The 18317-nt window shown below is 34.8% G+C and carries 18 protein-coding genes; 9 read left to right on the plus strand and 9 right to left on the minus strand.

Annotation, left to right across the window (positions count from 1 at the left end; genetic code table 11):
- Window positions 1-298: 298 nt before the first annotated feature.
- On the minus strand, window positions 299-1201 hold the full coding sequence (locus ICJ85_RS11055) for a NifU family protein (protein WP_188223858.1): 903 nt from the start codon (window positions 1199-1201) through the stop codon (window positions 299-301).
- Between the two features lie 147 nt (window positions 1202-1348).
- On the opposite strand from ICJ85_RS11055, the gene ICJ85_RS11060 reads away from it, so the two are divergent.
- Window positions 1349-2353 (plus strand): PorP/SprF family type IX secretion system membrane protein, encoded by a 1005-nt coding sequence (locus ICJ85_RS11060; RefSeq protein WP_188223859.1) that lies wholly within the window; start codon window positions 1349-1351, stop codon window positions 2351-2353.
- 16 nt (window positions 2354-2369) lie between these two features.
- Complete coding sequence (locus tag ICJ85_RS11065; protein ID WP_188223860.1) at window positions 2370-2891, plus strand: gamma carbonic anhydrase family protein; 522 nt, start codon at window positions 2370-2372, stop codon at window positions 2889-2891.
- A gap of 31 nt (window positions 2892-2922) precedes the next feature.
- Here ICJ85_RS11065 and murI read toward each other — a convergent pair whose 3' ends face one another.
- From murI to ICJ85_RS11105, 8 genes are all read right to left on the minus strand, one after another.
- Complete coding sequence (gene murI / locus ICJ85_RS11070; RefSeq protein WP_188223861.1) at window positions 2923-3702, minus strand: glutamate racemase; 780 nt, start codon at window positions 3700-3702, stop codon at window positions 2923-2925.
- A 67-nt stretch (window positions 3703-3769) separates the two neighbouring features.
- Window positions 3770-4276, minus strand: coding sequence for an OmpH family outer membrane protein (locus tag ICJ85_RS11075; protein WP_188223862.1), 507 nt, complete (start codon window positions 4274-4276; stop codon window positions 3770-3772).
- Between the two features lie 37 nt (window positions 4277-4313).
- Window positions 4314-5321: an OmpH family outer membrane protein gene (locus ICJ85_RS11080; RefSeq protein ID WP_188223863.1), complete on the minus strand. Its 1008-nt coding sequence runs from the start codon at window positions 5319-5321 to the stop codon at window positions 4314-4316.
- Between the two features lie 260 nt (window positions 5322-5581).
- Window positions 5582-8194 (minus strand): BamA/OMP85 family outer membrane protein, encoded by a 2613-nt coding sequence (locus ICJ85_RS11085; RefSeq protein ID WP_188223864.1) that lies wholly within the window; start codon window positions 8192-8194, stop codon window positions 5582-5584.
- A complete protein-coding gene (locus ICJ85_RS11090; protein ID WP_188223865.1) occupies window positions 8166-8906 on the minus strand; it encodes an isoprenyl transferase in 741 nt (246 codons plus the stop codon). The genes ICJ85_RS11085 and ICJ85_RS11090 overlap by 29 nt, the downstream gene beginning before the upstream one ends.
- 1 nt (window position 8907) lies before the next feature.
- Window positions 8908-9594, minus strand: a complete 687-nt coding sequence (gene porG / locus ICJ85_RS11095; protein ID WP_188223866.1) for a type IX secretion system protein PorG — start codon at window positions 9592-9594, stop codon at window positions 8908-8910.
- 99 nt (window positions 9595-9693) lie between these two features.
- Window positions 9694-10578 carry an NAD kinase gene (locus tag ICJ85_RS11100; protein ID WP_188223867.1) on the minus strand — a complete coding sequence of 295 codons (885 nt, stop codon included), beginning with the start codon at window positions 10576-10578 and terminating at the stop codon, window positions 9694-9696.
- Window positions 10579-10583: 5 nt separating this feature from the next.
- Entirely contained in the window at window positions 10584-11243 is a 660-nt protein-coding gene (locus tag ICJ85_RS11105) for a CBS domain-containing protein (protein ID WP_188223868.1), read from the minus strand.
- Window positions 11244-11333: 90 nt separating this feature from the next.
- On the opposite strand from ICJ85_RS11105, the gene ICJ85_RS11110 reads away from it, so the two are divergent.
- From ICJ85_RS11110 to clpX, 7 genes are all read left to right on the plus strand, one after another.
- Window positions 11334-12050, plus strand: a complete 717-nt coding sequence (locus ICJ85_RS11110) for a pyridoxine 5'-phosphate synthase (RefSeq protein WP_188223869.1) — start codon at window positions 11334-11336, stop codon at window positions 12048-12050.
- Between the two features lie 6 nt (window positions 12051-12056).
- A complete protein-coding gene (locus ICJ85_RS11115; RefSeq protein ID WP_188223870.1) occupies window positions 12057-12821 on the plus strand; it encodes an alpha/beta fold hydrolase in 765 nt (254 codons plus the stop codon).
- A 127-nt stretch (window positions 12822-12948) separates the two neighbouring features.
- Complete coding sequence (locus tag ICJ85_RS11120) at window positions 12949-14010, plus strand: energy transducer TonB (RefSeq protein WP_188223871.1); 1062 nt, start codon at window positions 12949-12951, stop codon at window positions 14008-14010.
- A gap of 52 nt (window positions 14011-14062) precedes the next feature.
- Entirely contained in the window at window positions 14063-14404 is a 342-nt protein-coding gene (locus ICJ85_RS11125; protein ID WP_188223872.1) for a phage holin family protein, read from the plus strand.
- 233 nt (window positions 14405-14637) lie between these two features.
- Window positions 14638-15972 (plus strand): trigger factor, encoded by a 1335-nt coding sequence (tig, locus tag ICJ85_RS11130; protein WP_188223873.1) that lies wholly within the window; start codon window positions 14638-14640, stop codon window positions 15970-15972.
- Between the two features lie 152 nt (window positions 15973-16124).
- Complete coding sequence (gene clpP / locus ICJ85_RS11135) at window positions 16125-16799, plus strand: ATP-dependent Clp endopeptidase proteolytic subunit ClpP (RefSeq protein WP_188223874.1); 675 nt, start codon at window positions 16125-16127, stop codon at window positions 16797-16799.
- 75 nt (window positions 16800-16874) lie between these two features.
- Window positions 16875-18107 carry an ATP-dependent Clp protease ATP-binding subunit ClpX gene (gene clpX / locus ICJ85_RS11140; protein WP_188223875.1) on the plus strand — a complete coding sequence of 411 codons (1233 nt, stop codon included), beginning with the start codon at window positions 16875-16877 and terminating at the stop codon, window positions 18105-18107.
- The last annotated feature ends 210 nt before the right edge of the window (window positions 18108-18317 follow it).

Genomic DNA, 18317 nt, shown 5'->3' on the forward strand with positions numbered 1-18317 from the left:
AGCATTTCACTTTTAATGAAAGGGTCCTGGGTTCGAGCCCCAGCCTGGTCACAACAAACATAACAAAAGCCTTTATCGTGTTTGATAAAGGCTTTTTTGTTTTATAAACTTCCATGAACTAATCCGTCGCTTTGATTAACGCCTTTAGGCTCTTTTTAAGGACCCTATGGTGTTTTTGTTTAAATTGGAAGAGAGTTATGTTAGAATTGGATTTTGGTGGATTTATAGCCTTGGATTGTGGTATAAAAAAAGCGCTCAATATGAAGTGAGCGCTTTATAATATATTTATTGGTTTGTATTAACCGTTAATAGCTTCAACTGTTTCAACTTTGCCCTGAAGCATTTCTTTTAACATATTTTCAATACCACTTTTTAGTGTAAAGGTAGACGAAGGGCATCCGCTACAAGCCCCTTGAAGCAGTACACTTACATTTTTGGTATTTTCATCGTAAGAGATGAATTGAATGTTACCACCATCGCTGGCAACAGCAGGTTTTACGTATTCTTCAAGAATGTTTACTATTTGTTTCGAAGTGTCGTCTAAAGCATCAAAGTTAGAATCTAATTGTTCTGTAGATTTTTCTAATTGTTCGGCAGCACCTGCAACAACAACTTCTTTTCCATTTTCAATATAGTTTTTAATAAACTCACGTAATTCAATAGTGATGTCTTGCCATTCTGCGATGTCGTATTTTGTTATCGATACATAGTTTTCCTCAATGAATACACTTTTAACGAACGGGAAATGGAATAATTCTGTTGCAAGAGGTGATAACTTAGCGTCATCAATAGAAGTGAATTCGAATAGGCTTGTTACAATTTTCTTATTAGCAACAAATTTCATTACCGAAGGATTCGGTGTGCTTTCTGCATAAACGGTAACAGGTACTTTTTTAGCTTCAGCGGTTGTTTCAATAACAATACCGCCATCATTTAAGTAAGACTCTATCTGTTCTGCTATTTCATCCTGTACATCGCTCCACTCGACAATGCTGAAACGCTCTACTGCAATAAAATTTCCTGAAATGTATACCTTTTTAACAAATGGTAAATAGAATAATTGCTGAGCTAAGGGAGATGATTTAGCTTCATCTATATTGTTGAATTCGAAACTTTGATGTTGTGTTATGAATTCGTTTAATTCGAATTTTACTATGGCATTATTTGTTGTTTCTCTTACGGAAACTTTATATGTTTTCATTTTAGCTAATTTTTTACAAAAATACTAAAAGAAAACTTTAGTTATCCATATATTTGAGTTTTGTTGCCTCTTATTGAACTGATTAAAAATAAAAGAATCATTAGTGGTGGTGAACATAAATCATCTGAACTTATAGTGTAAACTTATATGGAATTTAAAAGATTTTTTATTGCAGTCGTTAGTCTGTTTGTTGTTCAAGTCGCTGTTTCTCAAGAAGGTTTACCTATATATACCGATTACCTTACTGATAATTATTATCTAATACATCCATCTATGGCTGGGGTGGCTAACTGTGCTAAGATTAGATTAACGGGGCGCCAACAGTGGTTTGGTCATGAAGATGCACCGCGTTTAATGACTTTAAGTGTTAATGGGCGTATAGGAGAGTCCTCTTCTGCGGTAGGAGGAATTTTATTTAAAGATAAGAATGGTTACCATTCACAAAACGGTGCTTATGCCAGCTACGCACACCACTTAATGTTTTCGAGAAGTGAAGTCGATTTAAATATGTTGTCTTTTGGGTTAAGTGCTGGAATTATTCAGTATCGTTTGGATGAAACGTCATTTTTATTTGATGGACCTGATCCTATAATAGACGGAACTGTGCAGAATGAAACCAACTTTAATATGGACTTTGGTTTTTCATATCAGTTTTTAGATTTCTATTTACACGGAACTGTTAAAAACCTTTTGAACAATTCTGGAATAAATAGAGATATTAACATAACAAGTAACTTGAGACGGTATTTATTAACTACGGGATATGTGTATAGTAAATTTGGTAGTGAGTGGAGTTTTGAGCCTTCTGTAATGTTTCAATATCGTGAAGCCACCCAAGAAGCCGCAATAGATGTTAATGCTAAAGCTTATAAAACGATGGATTTTGGAACCATTTGGGGAGGTCTGTCGTACAGAAATAGTTTCGATGGAGCCGAGTATACCAATTCAGGTTCTGATGTTAGTAGGCAGCGTCTAAATCAATTCACTCCTATTTTGGGAATCAACTATAATCAGTTTATGTTTGCCTACACATATACTTACCAAAGTAATTCAGTAGTTTATACTAATGGTGGATTTCATCAAATTACTTTAGGATATAATTTTGGATGCCGACGTAAACGCTACGATTGTAACTGTCCTGCTGTAAATTAATTTTTCAATATTCAATATGCCTTTAATAAAACCAGTAAACGGAAAATCACCTCAGATTCCTGAAGATTGTTATATCGCTGAAAATGCGACTATCGTTGGTGATGTAACCATGGGAGAAGAATGCAGTGTATGGTTTAATGCTGTAATACGCGGGGATGTGCATTATATTAAGATTGGAAACAAGGTGAATGTACAAGACGGCGCTGTGATACATGCCACTTATCAAACCGCACCAACAAACATTGGAAATAATGTGTCTATTGGACATAATGCCTTGGTGCACGGCTGTACGATTCATGATAATGTGTTAATAGGTATGGGAAGTATTGTAATGGATGACTGCGTGATTGAAAGCAATAGCATTATTGCTGCGGGAGCTGTATTAACTCAAAATACGCATGTCGAGTCCGGTAGTATTTATGCCGGAGTACCCGCAAAGAAGATAAAGGACATTAGTCAGGAATTAATCTCAGGGCAAATCGATAGAATAGCAAATAATTACGTGAAATATTCTAGCTGGTTTAAAGAGGAGTCTTAATCACGCATTATAATTATTTTCTAATACAGTGTTAGAAATTTAGATATTTCACTTCAAACTTATCATCTAATAAGCTAGCCATCACTTCAGGGTTTCCATTAGTAAAAAATGTGTTTTCTGCTTTATCGGTTTGCATATTTAGCAGTTCATGTTTTTCTAAAATAGCTTTAGTTTGTCTGGCTACAGCAGCACCTGAATCTATAATTTTTACATGCTTTGGAAGCAGTTCTATAAGCAAGGGCATTAAATAGGGGTAATGTGTACAGCCTAAAACAAGATAATCAATCTTAGCCTCAATCATGGGCTTTAAATAGCTTGTTAAGAGTTGTCTCATTTCTTCAGAATAAACTTTCCCGCGTTCAATAAGTTCAACAATTCCTTCTCCAACCTGCTCTATAACTTTAATATTACTCGCAAAGAGTCCTGAGGTTTTAGAAAACAATTCGCTACTTAACGTGCCTTTAGTAGCTAGAATACCAACACTGTTTGTTTTGGTTTGTAAGGCTGCGGGTTTAATAGCAGGTTCTATACCAATAAACGGAACATGATAAGTAGCTCTTAAAATACTTATGGCATTGGTGGTAGCTGTATTACAAGCTACAACGATGAGTTTACAACCCTGATCGATTAAGTATTCGGTATTTTTAATACTTAATTCAATAATCTTGTCTTTACCTTTTAAACCATAGGGAGCGTTTGCACTATCGGCAAGGTAGATGGTGTTTTCGTGAGGTAAAAGGGCGTGTATTTCTTTCCATATAGAAGTGCCTCCAACACCAGAATCGAAAATACCAATAGGTTGTTTGCTCATGCCAACAAAAATAAAAAAAGCTGCTTTGTGAAAAGCAGCTTTACGTTAATTTTATTTGTTAAGTAGATTAGATACCTAATTCTTTCTTAACATCGTCAAGTAAGTTTTTACCATCTGCTAAAATAGTTACACCTTGAGCAGAATCTAAAACGTAATCAAAACCTTGAGCTCTTGCTACTTTTAAGATAGCAGTTTTAGCTTTTTCTGTAATAGGCTTTAATAAATCCATTTCTTTCTTTTGTAAATCTTTTTGAGCATCAGACTGGAACTGTTGAATACGCATTTGTTTTTCTTGTAACTCTTGCATTCTTTTAGCGTTCTCTTCTTCTGTTTTAGTAGCAGCTTCTGCGTCGTATTGTTTTACTGTATTTTGGTATTCTGTAATTGAAGCTTGCATATCTGTTTGATATGTTTTACTTAACGTCTCAAGTTGAGTTTGTGCAGCTTTCATCTCCGGCATCGCCTGAATTAACTCTTGAGTGTTAATATGAGCTACTTTACTTTGTGCATTTGATAAAGTTACAGATGCAACACATAGTACAGTTGCTAATAAAAGGTTCTTTAATTGTTTCATTTTTAAAAAAGTATTAAGTGTGTTTTAAATTGTTTAATTAATTATTGTTATTTATACTATCTCTCACGCGTTGTCTTTCTTCTAATATTTTTTGTCTTCTTTCTTCTAACTCTTTTTTTCTAGCCTCGCGCTCGGCTAATTTTTTTTGTCTATTTTCTTCTATAAGTTGAGCCTGAGTTTTTACTTCTTCGGTGCCTTCCTCTGTTTTTGAATCTGTATCAGATGTTACATCTGATGCATCATCAGTTTCTTCAGTTGCTTTTTTTCTGGCATCTAATTTAGCTTGTTTAGCCGCTTCACGTTCTTTTAAAATTTGCTGACGACGTTCTTCGGCTTCCTTTTGTTTGGCTTCACGAGCCGCTAAAATTTCCTGACGGCGTTTTTCAACAGCACTTTCTCTTGCAGCTTGTCTTTCTTCTAACGCTTTTTCACGAGCTTCTAATTCTTCGTTGATTTCAGGAACTAGCTCTTCTTGTTCGGCAGCGCGTCTTTCGGCGCGAGATTGCGCTTGAGTACGTTTTGCAGTCCTGCTGATGCTGCGAATGATTTGCTCACTTAAATCATATTGTTTTGCTGAATACAGCATGGTAGCTTCAGAGGATTTATCGAAGATGAAATCATATTTTCTGCTGGCTGCAATATCCTGAACCGCAGCGAAAATTTGATCTTGAATAGGTTGCATGAGTTGACGCTTTTGAATAAACAAATCACCATTAGGTCCAAAACGCTTTTGTTGATAATCTAATATTTCTTGTTCTTCGAAAGTAATGTCTTCTTCGCGTTCTTCGATAAGCTCTTTTGTTAAGAGTGCTTTTTCATTACTCAAGTCTTTTCGCTTTTGTTCAACAGCACCAAGCTTAGCGTCAATTTCAGATTTCCATTTGTCGGCTTTATCATTTAATTGCGATGTAGCTTCCTGGTATTCTGGAACGTTTTCTAAAATGTACTCTGTATCGATGTAAGCAATACGAACACCGCGTTGTGCATTAGCCATAAAGCTTAGCGTAAAAACTAGTATCAGTAAAAAAAGAACGTTGTTTTTCATCTGTTTAAGTTTTTTTAATTTATTGGTTATAAATTCTAAAAAGACAGATGATCTTTGTTTTATTTCTGCCACGATTAGAACTGAATTTCCTTTAGGTTATATTCCGTTATTCAATTTATCAAATGGTTGTCGCAAAATAAACATTTTCCTTGGTTTGAAAAATTTTAGAATGCTCATTTCAAAATTAACGAAATTTAATCTCAAAAATTTCAATTCTACTTCAAATACTTATTAAGTTATTAGAAAATATCGTGCCAAAATTAAAATTGTTGTCCAATGATAAAGTGTGTTTGCCATCCACTCTTTTCAGTTTCGCCAGGAATTGGGTCGAATCCGTGACCGAAATCGATACCTAATAATCCAAACGCAGGCATAAAGATTCTAAGTCCAAGACCCGCAGAACGTTTTAAGTCGAAAGGGTTATAATCTGTAAACTCGTTATATGAAGCACCACCTTCGATAAATGTTAAACCATAAATCTTAGCTGAAGCTTTTAAAGTTATCGGGTAGCGCAACTCTAATGAGAATTTGTTATAAATGGTACCTCCATCGTTTGTTGATAACGATTGGTTAGGATAACCACGTAATGCGATAGCCTCTCTACCATCTAAACTATAAGTACCTAAACCATCACCACCAAGGAAGAATCTTTCAAAAGGAATAACCCCTCGATCTTGGTTGTAAGCGCCTAAGAAACCGAATTCAACACTTGGTTTTAATACTAAATCTTTAACGATTTGTGTATACCAGTCTGCTTTAAATTTAACCTTGTAAAACTCTAACCAGTTGTAACGCTCTTGGTCGATTTCTGAAATTCTGCTATTCGCATCTGATCTTTCTACTTCAGTTGAATTCGCATCAGTTAGAACGGCTACATTATCATCTCTTTCATCTTTTAGAGCAGAGTAGTCAACACCGTTAACCAAAGAGTAAGGGAACGATAATTTTGCTGTAACAGCAAAGTTGGAACCCCCGGTTGGATAAATAGGATCTACGCTAGTATTATTTCTGCTTAAACCTACGGTATATGACAAGTTATTAGAATACCCGTCACCAAAAGTAAATAAACCGGTGTTATAGTTATTTAAGTCGTAACGTTGGTAACTGATAGCCTGCGATAATGTAAAGTAATCATCAGGCACTTGTAGACGTTTTGCTAAACCAAAAGTGATCCCTGTAATATTGAAACTTCTCGATTTATCAGCGTTACCTGTTTGGTAGTCGTATAAAAACTGTTTGGTATGTGATAACGATGATGAAAATTGTACAGGACGTTTACCTCCCATCCAAGGTTCTGAGAATGAGAAACTATACGTTTGGTAAAAACGACTGGCTTGTAAACGCAATGCTAATTTTTGTCCGTCTCCCATTGGGATAGGTTTGTAAGCCTCTTTTTTAAAGATATCTTTAATCGCAAAGTTGTTAAATGATAACCCTAGGGTACCGATGAAACCTCCACCACCGTAACCACCTTGAAGTTCAATTTGGCTAGATCCGGTTTCTTTTACAGAGTATTCCATGTCTATGGTTCCTTCATTAGGATTTGCATTTTTAAAGTCCGGAGAGATTTCCTGAGCATCAAAGAATCCTAACTGACCAAGCTCACGCACGGTACGAACCACATTGGCCTTGCTGTATAGCTGTCCAGGACGCGTACGAATTTCACGATAAATAACGTGGTCGTTTGTTTTATCGTTTCCAACTACCGAAACACTATTAAAGTAAGCAGGTTTCCCCTCAGTGATTCTTACTTCCATGTCGATTACATTGTTATCGGCACTAACTTCAACTGGGTTGATTTGTGAGAATAAATACCCGTTGTTTTGGTATAAATTGGTAATATCGTCACCATCTGGTTTGGTTTCGTCGGCAATACGTTTTTGAAGTAATACACCATTGTAGGTGTCTCCTTTTCTAATACGTAGCACGCGGTTTAAAAGCTCGTTGGAATACACCGTATTACCAATGAATGTGATATCTCCAAATGTATATTTTTCACCTTCTTCAACATTAATGTTTAAAGAAATGGTTTTATCGTTGTTAATGATGATGCTATCCGATAAAACTCGGGCATCACGATAACCATTCTCTTTGTATTTATCAACTAAGCTAACAAGGTCTTCTTTATAGTCGGCCTCGATAAATTTAGAACGTTTTAGAACACGAATCGGGTTTTTCTGTTTCGTGTTTTTCATGCTTTTACGAAGTGTTTTATCGTTTAAAACTTCGTTACCATTAAATACGATATGATCAATTTTTACTTTTTCACCTTTATCAATGTTGATTACCATATTTACTCTGGCCGTAGGTAATGAATCCTGAACATCGATGGTGTTAATGTAAACTTTGGTGTTTAAAAAGCCGTCTTTTTTATACTTATTGGTTAGGTAGTTTTTAGTGGTGGTAACTAAATTCTCTGTAACCTTAACCCCTTTATTAAGTTTATTTTCTTTTATAATGCCTTCAATTTTACCTTTTTTAACGCCGTTAATTTTTAATTCGTTAAGTTGTGGTAAATCTGATAATCTGATTTCAAGGAATGCTATGTCGCCTTCTACTTTATTAATGTAAATTTCTATGTCACTGAATAATTTCGAGTTCCACAGTTTTTTAATGGCGGCACTAATATCTTCACCAGGTATTGTGATTTCCTGCCCTTTTCTTAATCCGGAATAAGTAATTATGGTTTGCTCTTCGAATGCCGTGTTTCCTAATACGGTTATATCACCCAGTGTGTATTCTTTACCTTGGTTATAAGGTATTTGTTGTGCTTCAATGCTAAAGCTACATGCAAAAAGTAATATTGCAAGGCAGTGTTTAATATAATTTGTCAAAGGTAGTTTATTAGCTAAGTTGTTCACTTGTTTTCCCAAATCGTCGTTCTCTTTTTTGATATTCTATAATAGCTTCATACAAATGCTCTTTTGTAAAATCTGGCCATAAAACGCTTGTAAAATACAGTTCTGCATATGCGATTTGCCACAGTAAAAAGTTGCTTATGCGTTGCTCTCCACTAGTTCTAATAAGCAAGTCTACATCTGGCAAACCATGCGTGTAAAGATGCTCATTTATAATCGATTCATCAATCTTTTCCGGCGAAATTATGTTATTTTTAACTTTAATACTAATCTCTTTAACAGTATTTAGTAATTCTTCGCGCGAACCATAGCTTAAAGCCAGCGTTAAAGTCATTCTGCTGTTACTTTTAGTCTGTTCTATGACCTCCTGAAGCTCTGCGTGCACTTTTTTAGGTAAGTTGTTTAAGCAGCCTATAGCAGAGAGTTTTATGTCGTTGTCTTGAAGTGTTTTTATCTCTTTTTTTAATGAATTAACTAATAATTTCATTAAAGTATCGACTTCTAATTTAGGGCGATTCCAGTTTTCGGTAGAAAAGGCATAAAGGGTTAAATTTTCTACGCCAAGTTCTGCACAGCATTCAACAGCTTCTTTTACAGCCTTTGTACCATTTTCATGACCAATGGCACGAATCATGCCTTTTTGTTTTGCCCAACGCCCATTACCATCCATAATAATAGCAATGTGTTTTGGTAATTTGTTAGGTTGTATGCTTTCTCTTAAATTCATTTTAATTTGTACAATAACACGGCTTTTCTCCAAAGGTATATGTTAGGGTGATACCAGAGAAGACATACCAGTCGTTATTATTTATATTTCCAAATCTGTAGGGTTGCAGATCGCTGCTGGCAGGTGTACTGCCATCTAAACCATCGGTAAAGGTATAGCGCGCTCCAACTTCTACAGCTAATACTAGTCCTTCAATAAACGTAGTTTTTACACCCAATGCCATCGGGATTCCAAAGGTCCAGCTTGAACTGCCTTCATCAGTTTGAACACCATTAACAAAATACGTGTCGTCATGGTTGGTTAAACTTAATCCCGTAAATAAATACGGTGTTGTTAGTCTACGTCCTGTGTGCAAATCGAAATCTATAAAGGTGAATTCCATACCGGCAGCAATTTCTAATATGCCGTTTGAAAATTCGTAACCTCGCTGTTGACGTCTGGGGTCATCAGATTTTGAGTCTAAACCTTCTAAATCACTAAAGATTACAGAAGCACGATAGGAGTGACGCTTACTACGGTTCCATTTATAAATTCCACCTATTGCCAGTTGATTAGGAGAGATGTAATTGGTAGCTCCAACATCGCCAATAAAATTACTTCCTCCTAAATAAACTCCTAATTCGTGTATTTGAGCATAACTAACATGAATGCTTAAAATGCTTATTATCAATACGGTTAAATACCTCATAAATGTTCGAAAGATTGCAAATATAATAAATAAGATTAGCCAATAACAATTTGATATAAATTGTATTAGTCTAAAACAACATTTCTGTAAAATTATTGTCTAATTGCGCTTGTCTTCTCCCCAAAGTAGTTTTTTTCGAAGTGTGGTTAAAAAGCTTTCATTTAAAAGATCAATCATTTTAATGGTGAAGTCGGCTTTCTTTATAGTGATAATTGTGCCGTTTTCTAAAGTTGCAATTCTGGAGTCTAAAGATATTAAATGACTGTCTTCTCGCCCCTCTACTTTGAGTTGTATTTCGGTAGAATCTGGAATAATTAACGGGCGAGCACTAAGGTTATGCGGCGCAATTGGAGCTAAAACAAAACTATTATTACTAGGTGTAATCACAGGTCCGCCACAACTTAAAGAATAGCCTGTAGATCCCGTTGGTGTTGAAATAATTAAACCATCGCTCCAATACGAGGTTAGGTATTCACCGTCTAAAAACGTTTCAACGGTAATCATCGAGGTGGTGTTTTTTCGACTGATGGCTACTTCGTTAAGGGCAAAGTTTAAAGTGCTAATTTCTTTGCTTTTAGGCGAGGTTTCTACCGAAAGCAAACTACGTTCTGATATTTTGTATTTACCATCAATAATATTTTGAATAGCGCTTTCAATTTGATCAACCTGAATGGTTGCCAGAAATCCTAAGCGTCCGGTGTTAATACCAATAATAGGAATGTCTAAATCTTTTACATAGATGATGGCTCTTAAGATAGTCCCGTCGCCACCGATACTCACTAGTAAATCAAATGACTTATCGAGGGTGTCGAAGGTTTTAAACGACCGGTATTCGTCTATGTGAGGTGAATTTTCTTTTATAAGGTTAAAAAACTCGGTTTCAATATAGGCATCAGCATCTTTTTCTAATAAATAAGCAAATAGGCGTTCAACCGAAGTTGTCGTAGTTTCATTGTAAAAGCGTCCAAAAACAGCAACTTTCATAAAGGTTAAATATTTAAGTATTTATTAAGGTAATCCGATCGTTCTTTTAAGCTTTCAATATAGCGGTCTTCATCATGACCTGATATCACATTATAACTATATCTTCTAAAGGTTTGAATGATGTCGCTCAATCCGCCGGTACTAACTTTAAGAGTAATCTGTATTAAATCTGAATTCATTTTAGAAATAAATGCACCAAGAAGCCTGCCGTTATTCGATTCTACAATCTGACTCAATTCGCTAAAAGAATAATCGTTAATGCCTTTTTCAACAACAACAACGCCACCCGTTTCAGAGAAGAAAGGCGATTCGTTAAATAAGCTAATCACATCATTCAATTCATAATAGCCTAAATACACGTTATCGCTATTAAGTACAGGCATAATGTTTGTAGATTTTACAGCAAAAGCCTCTAAAACATCTAACCACAGTGTGGTGTCGCGAACATAAAAATCTTCTAAAGTGTATTTGTAATCGTTCACCGTTTTGTTACTGTCTACGCAATGCGCATCGGTTTCAGAAAAACAGCCCAAATAGGTTTTATTATCATCTTCAATAGGAAGGTGAGATAAGGTTAATTGGTTAAACAACTCTTGTAGTTCACTAATTTTGCTACTGCTGTTTAGCGGTCTTATATCGTTTATTATGTATTGTGATAATTTCATTATCCTGCGTTTATACCTATGCAAATTAATCAAAAAAAAAGTACAATAGCCTGTTCTACTTTGTATTTTTGTCTTTTAAAACAGCAATACATGACAAAGCTAAGTGTAAATATAAATAAGATAGCAACGTTAAGAAACTCCAGAGGTGGCGATGTGCCTAATGTAGTGCAATTTGCAAAAGATGTTCAGGAGTTTGGAGCCGAAGGGGTTACCATACATCCAAGACCAGACGAACGTCATATTCGTTACCAGGATGCGCGTGATTTAAAACCAGTGGTGTATACCGAATATAATATTGAAGGAAATCCTGTGAAATCGTTTATAGATTTGGTTTTAGAGGTGAGGCCAACGCAAGTAACTTTAGTGCCAGATGCCGAAGATGCTATTACCAGTAACGCAGGTTGGGATACTATTAAACACAAAGATTTTTTAATCGATGTGATTAGTGAATTCCAAAGAAATAATATACGTACCTCTATTTTTGTCGATCCTGTTTTAGAGCAAATTGAAGGCGCTAAAGAAACAGGAACTGATAGAATCGAGTTGTATACTGAAGCTTTTGCGCATCAATACGGTTTAGGCAACGAAAGTGCGATTAAACCTTATGCCGATTGTGCCGAATTGGCCAATAAACTTGGTTTGGGTGTTAATGCCGGGCACGATTTGTCGTTAGATAATATTAAGTTCTTCAGCGATAATATTCCCGGGTTGTTAGAGGTGTCTATAGGGCATGCCTTAGTTGCTGAGAGTTTGTATCTGGGCGTAGAAAACGTGATTCAGATGTATTTACGAAAGCTAAAAAAATAAATAAGCATGGTATTACATTCAAATATAGTAGGCGAGGGGAATCCTTTTGTTATTCTACATGGGTTTTTAGGTATGGGTGATAACTGGAAAACACTCGGTATGCAGTTTAGCGAACAAGGATTTCAAGTGCATATGGTCGACCAGCGCAACCACGGACATAGTTTTCATCACGACGATTTTAGTTACGAGGTTTTAGTTGAAGATTTAAAACGTTATTGTGACGTTCATAATTTAAAGCAAATAGTGTTGTTAGGGCATTCTATGGGCGGAAAAACCGCTATGTTGTTTGCAACCAAATACCCGGAAATGGTTTCTAAATTAATTGTTGCGGATATATCACCTCGTTTTTATCCGGTGCATCACGATACTATTTTAAATGGGTTAAGTGCGTTGAATTTTGATGAGATAAAAAGTCGCGGTCAAGCCGATAAAGTGTTAGCCGAATATGTGTCCGATTTAGGAACACGACAGTTTTTATTAAAAAACCTGTATTGGATTGAAAAAGGACGATTAGCATTACGTATGAATATTGAGGTGCTTAAAGAAGAAGTGTCCGAAGTTGGTGAGCCCTTACCAAGCTACGCCACCTTCGAAGGTGACACGTTGTTTTTACGGGGGGATCGCTCAGAATATATAGGAGTTGACGATACTCAAATTATCAAGCGTCATTTTCCAAAAGCAGATATTGTTACTATTGCCAATGCAGGACACTGGTTACATGCCGAAAATCCAACCGATTTTTTTGATGCGGTGATGACCTTTGTGAATTAAGAGTTTTAAAAATAGATTAGAATAAGGTTTCTGAATATCATTTTGGTATCAGGAACCTTTTTTGTTTTTTATGCTTGTCGCTAAGGAAGAATCTTATATTTGCTTATTGATAAATTAAAAATTTACAATGAAATATTTACTTATTTTGGCTTTTGCTTGCTCCACATTAATAGCAAATGCCCAAACAAATCACCCAGATGGCCCGTATAAAGAATACTATGATAATGGTCAATTAAAGCAAGAAGGCTTTTATAAGAATGATAAAAAAATTAAAGTCTGGAAAACGTATTACGACAATGGGCAACTTTTAGAAGTTAACGTGAATGATAATAACGGAAAGTTTACGGGCATGAAACGAGAATATTCAAAAGAAGGTGTTATTCTAAAAGAAACAAAAAATGACGTAGAAGGTAGATTGACAACTTATGAGTATGATGAAAATGGGACCTTGTTTTGTTCCGTAGAAATTAAAGAGATAAATAATAAGGGACGATTTGTTTGGTCTGGACCTTATAAAGAATATTATAAAAACGGAATTTTAAAAATTGAAAGTCATTATGATAATTATGAACTTAATGGACTTTGGAAACAGTTTTATGAAACTGGTGAGTTGGAATGGGAAGTTCGTTATGTTAATGGTTATAAGCAAGGGGAATATGCGCAGTATTCTAAAAATAAAAAACTGAAAGTAAAAGGGATACATGAATTTGATGTGAAAACCAACACTGAAACTAGATTTGATTCTCTAGGAAATGTAGTTAAAACTTTCAAATTTAAAAATGGAGTTTTAAAGAAAACAACAGGAGCTGGTAATTTAAAAGAAGTTGAAGTGCCAGATGGGGTTTTCCAAAGAGTTCCTGTTTATCCCGGATGTGAAAATGCACTTGCAAACCATGGGAAGAAAAGGTGTATGTCTGAAAATGTAACGGCATTTGTTTCTGAAAAATTTAATACTTCTTTTATAAAGGATACGGGCTTGAATGGGGTACAAAAGATATACATCATTTTCAAAATAGACAAAAAAGGTAATGTAATTGATATACAAGCCAAAGCGAAACACAAGGCGCTAGAAGCTGAGGCGATAAGAGTTGTTGCTCTTTTACCAAAAATAAAACCCGGATTGGTAAGAGGTAAACCCGTTACCGTGCCGTATTCATTACCAATTGGTTTGGTGATTAGAGGTAATTAGATAGTTTTTATTTCTCAGATAATTCGTATATTTCATGACTAACTCTTTAATTATGAAAACAATAATCAGACTTTTAATTAACGCAATCGCGGTATTGGTGATATCGCAAATTTTATCCGGAGTGCATATAGATAGTTATGTCACTGCGATTATAGTAGCTATTGTATTAGCGGTGTTAAATTTATTTGTGAAACCGCTCCTGGTTTTATTTACATTACCGGCAACCATTTTAACTTTGGGGTTATTCCTCTTAATTATTAATGGTTTAATCATTTATCTGGCAGGAGAGTTTGTTTCCGGGTTTAGTCTGGATGGTTTCTGGTGGGCTGTGTTGTTTAGTTTACTACTTTCCATTTTACAATCTATACTTCAATCGGTTTTAAAGGACGATTAAACATACAGAAACAGCTGTCGATTTCTAAAATTTATAAGAGTAAATGTGTTAAAAACGAACAACTTGACACCTTCTAAAAATAATTAAGGAAATCGCATAAAATCAAGCAATTAAAAACTTTGTCGGGTGGTAAAAATATTGTATTTTTGCCACCCGATTTTAGTTACATAATTTCAGGTTTTAATAAAAACCTGTTTTGTTAAATGCCTGATAAGGCTTTATATCATTTAAAAATGAATATTACAAGAGAAAACGTTGATGCATTAAATGCTGTAGTAAAAGTAGATATCGCGAAAGAAGATTATAGCGATAAAGTAGAAAAAATATTATCTGATTACCGTAAAACAGCGAACATTCCAGGATTTAGAAAAGGACACGTGCCAATGGGAATGGTAAAAAAGCAATATGGTAAAGCTGTATTAGTTGATGAAGTAAACAAATTATTACAAGATGCGTTAAATAAATATTTAACTGAAGAGAAGTTAGATGTTTTAGGGCAACCACTACCAAAGCAACAAGATAATATTGATTGGGATGCTGATACATTTTCTTTTGAATTCGAATTAGGATTAGCTCCAGAATTTGAAGTTAACGTTGCAAGTAAAGAGCCTATCGTTAAGTACAACATTATCGCTGATGATAAAATGTTAGACGAGCAAGTAGCTAACATCCAAAAGCAATATGGTAAATTAGTTTCTCAAAACGAGGTTGTTGCAGATAGCGAAATTACAGGTGTTTACAGAAACGAAGAACGCGAAATTGAAAATAAAGTATCTCTTACTTTAGATAAATTTGCTGGTGATGCAACTGAAAAATTATTTTTAGGAGCTAAGGCTGGTGATGTTATTACATTACAAACTAAAGGACTTTTTGATGACGAGCACGAATTAATGCACGCTTTAAAATTAGGTCACGATGAGGTTCACGGTTTAGATATCGAAGTAACATTTACTATTGAAGAAATCAACACACGTGAGTTAGCAGAGTTAGATCAAGAGTTATTTGATAAACTTTTTGGTAAAGACGTTGTAAAATCTGTAACTGAATTAAAAGAAAAGATTAAAGAAGATGCTGAAAAGCAATTCGCGCAACAAGCAGATCAAAAACTTTTAAATGATGTAACTGAGTATTTAGTAGCAAATACACAATTTGATTTACCTGCTGAATTCTTACAAAAATGGATTCAACAAACATCAAACGAAGAGCAATCATTAGATAACGATCAAGCTAAGGAAGAATATGAGAAGTCTGAAAAAGGCATTCGTTACCAGTTAATCGAGAGTAAATTAATCGTTGATAACGATATCAAAGTAACTATGGATGATATCAAAAATCACGCTAAAGAAATGATTAAAGGTCAAATGGCTCAATTTGGTCAAATGAATCCTTCAGATAAAGAACTGGACGATATTGCTGCTCGTGTATTATCTAACCAAGATGAAGCACGTCGTATTTCAGAGCAATTAATCTCTCAAAAATTATTAGAACTTTACAAAGAAAAGGCTAATATCGAGGTTAAAGAATTAAGTTACGAAGACTTCGTAAAAGAAGTATACGGAGATAAATAATCATTTATCTTATAAAGAATAAATGCGTATATTTAGGCTCTAGAATTATATAATTCTAGAGCCTAATTTGTTGATTAAATATAGCTTTTTGAAGCAGTGAGTTAGTCATCATTTTAGAACTTAAGGATTTAACCTCAATAACAAAGTACACTATGGATTACGCAAAAGAATTTGAAAAATTCGCGATAAAAGATCAAGGAATTAGCAGTACGTACTACAATAAGATTATGAGTAGTATGTATCCAACAAATTTAACGCCCAACATTATAGAAGAGCGCCAAATGAATGCGGTAGCTATGGACGTGTTTTCGCGTTTAATGATGGATCGTATTATTTTTATGGGTACAGGAATTAATGATCAGGTTGCTAATATTATTCAAGCACAATTATTGTTTTTAGAAAGTACCGATGCTAATAAAGACATTCAAATATATATTAACTCTCCAGGAGGAAGCGTTTATGCTGGTTTAGGTATTTACGATACCATGCAGTTTATTAAACCAGATGTTGCTACTATTTGTACAGGTATGGCAGCGTCTATGGGTGCAGTATTATTATGTGCAGGAGCTAAAGGTAAGCGTAGCGGATTAACACACTCTCGCGTTATGATTCACCAACCGTTAGGAGGCGCTCAAGGTCAGGCTAGTGATATTGAAATCACTGCGCGTGAAATCTTGATTTTAAAAGAAGAACTTTACAAGATTATCAGTAAGCATTCAGGGCAAGACTACGACAAAGTGTATGCCGATAGTGATAGAGATTACTGGATGAAGGCTGATAAGGCTAAGGAGTACGGTATGATAGATGAGATTTTAGTTCGTAACTAAAATAAAAATTGTAATTTTAAAGAATTGTTATAGAGGGATTTATAAAATGTTTTTCTCCCGAAAATTGTAAGATTAATGGCAAAAGAAGAATTAGAATGTTCGTTTTGTGGTAGAAAAAAGCCAGAAACCAATTTATTAATTGCTGGGTTAGATGCGCACATCTGTGATAGATGTATAGAGCAGGCGCATGGTATTGTTTTAGAGGAGTCTAAACAAAGCGATACTAGCGATTTGTCGGCTGAACTTAAATTACGTAAGCCTCAGCAAATTAAAGCGTTTTTAGACGAATATATTATTGGTCAGAATACAACTAAAAAGGTCATGTCTGTGGCGGTTTATAACCATTACAAACGTTTACTGCAGCCAACAACAAACGACGATATTGATATTCAAAAAAGTAATATTGTTATGGTTGGGCAAACAGGTACAGGTAAAACCTTAATGGCAAAAACTATTGCCAGAATGTTAAATGTGCCTTTAGCTATTGTTGATGCAACCGTTTTAACCGAAGCAGGTTATGTTGGTGAAGATGTTGAAAGTATCTTAACGCGTTTATTACAGGCTGCCGATTATAATTTAGAACGTGCAGAAAAGGGTATCGTTTTTATTGATGAAATTGATAAGATTGCACGTAAAAGTGATAACCCATCTATAACACGTGATGTGTCTGGTGAAGGTGTTCAGCAAGCTTTATTAAAACTGTTAGAAGGAACCGTAGTTAATGTGCCACCAAAAGGTGGACGTAAACACCCGGATCAAAAATTCATTGAAGTAAATACTGAAAATATCTTATTTATTGCCGGTGGAGCTTTCGATGGTATTGAGCGTGTGATTTCTAAACGTTTAAATATGCAGGCTGTTGGGTATAGTGCATCTATGTCTGATGAGGTGATTGATCAGGATAATTTATTACAATATATTATTCCAAAAGATTTGAAAGATTTTGGATTAATTCCTGAGATTATTGGTCGTTTACCGGTGCTGACTTATATGGATCCGTTAGATGCAGAAACTTTAAGAGCAATTTTAACAGAACCTAAAAATGCCATTATCAAGCAATATAAAAAGTTGTTCTTAATGGATGAAATAGATTTCTCTATTACCGATGGTGCTTTGGGTTATATTGTAGATAAAGCTATCGAGTACAAGTTAGGAGCCAGAGGACTACGTTCACTGTGTGAAGAAATTTTAACAGATGCTATGTTTGAATTACCAAGTAGCGATGAAAAAGTTTTAAATGTAACTAAAGCTTATGCTCAGGAAAAACTATCAAAAACAGCTTTAAAGAAATTAAAGGCCGTATCTTAGATTTCTAACAAAGTTTACAGATAAAAAAACCACGCTATTAGCGTGGTTTTTTATTTTTTATGGATATTAATTAATATAAGGGTATATACTTTTGTACTGTTTTGTTTTCTAATTTTTGATTAAATATAGACTTATTAACAACCTGTGCAAAACCCTTTTTGTTCTTTTAGATTATAAGATGAAATACTCGACTAAAGACTTTTGGTAAAG

The organism is Aestuariibaculum marinum (assembly GCF_014596975.1).
In the GTDB taxonomy this organism is placed as follows: domain Bacteria; phylum Bacteroidota; class Bacteroidia; order Flavobacteriales; family Flavobacteriaceae; genus Aestuariibaculum; species Aestuariibaculum marinum.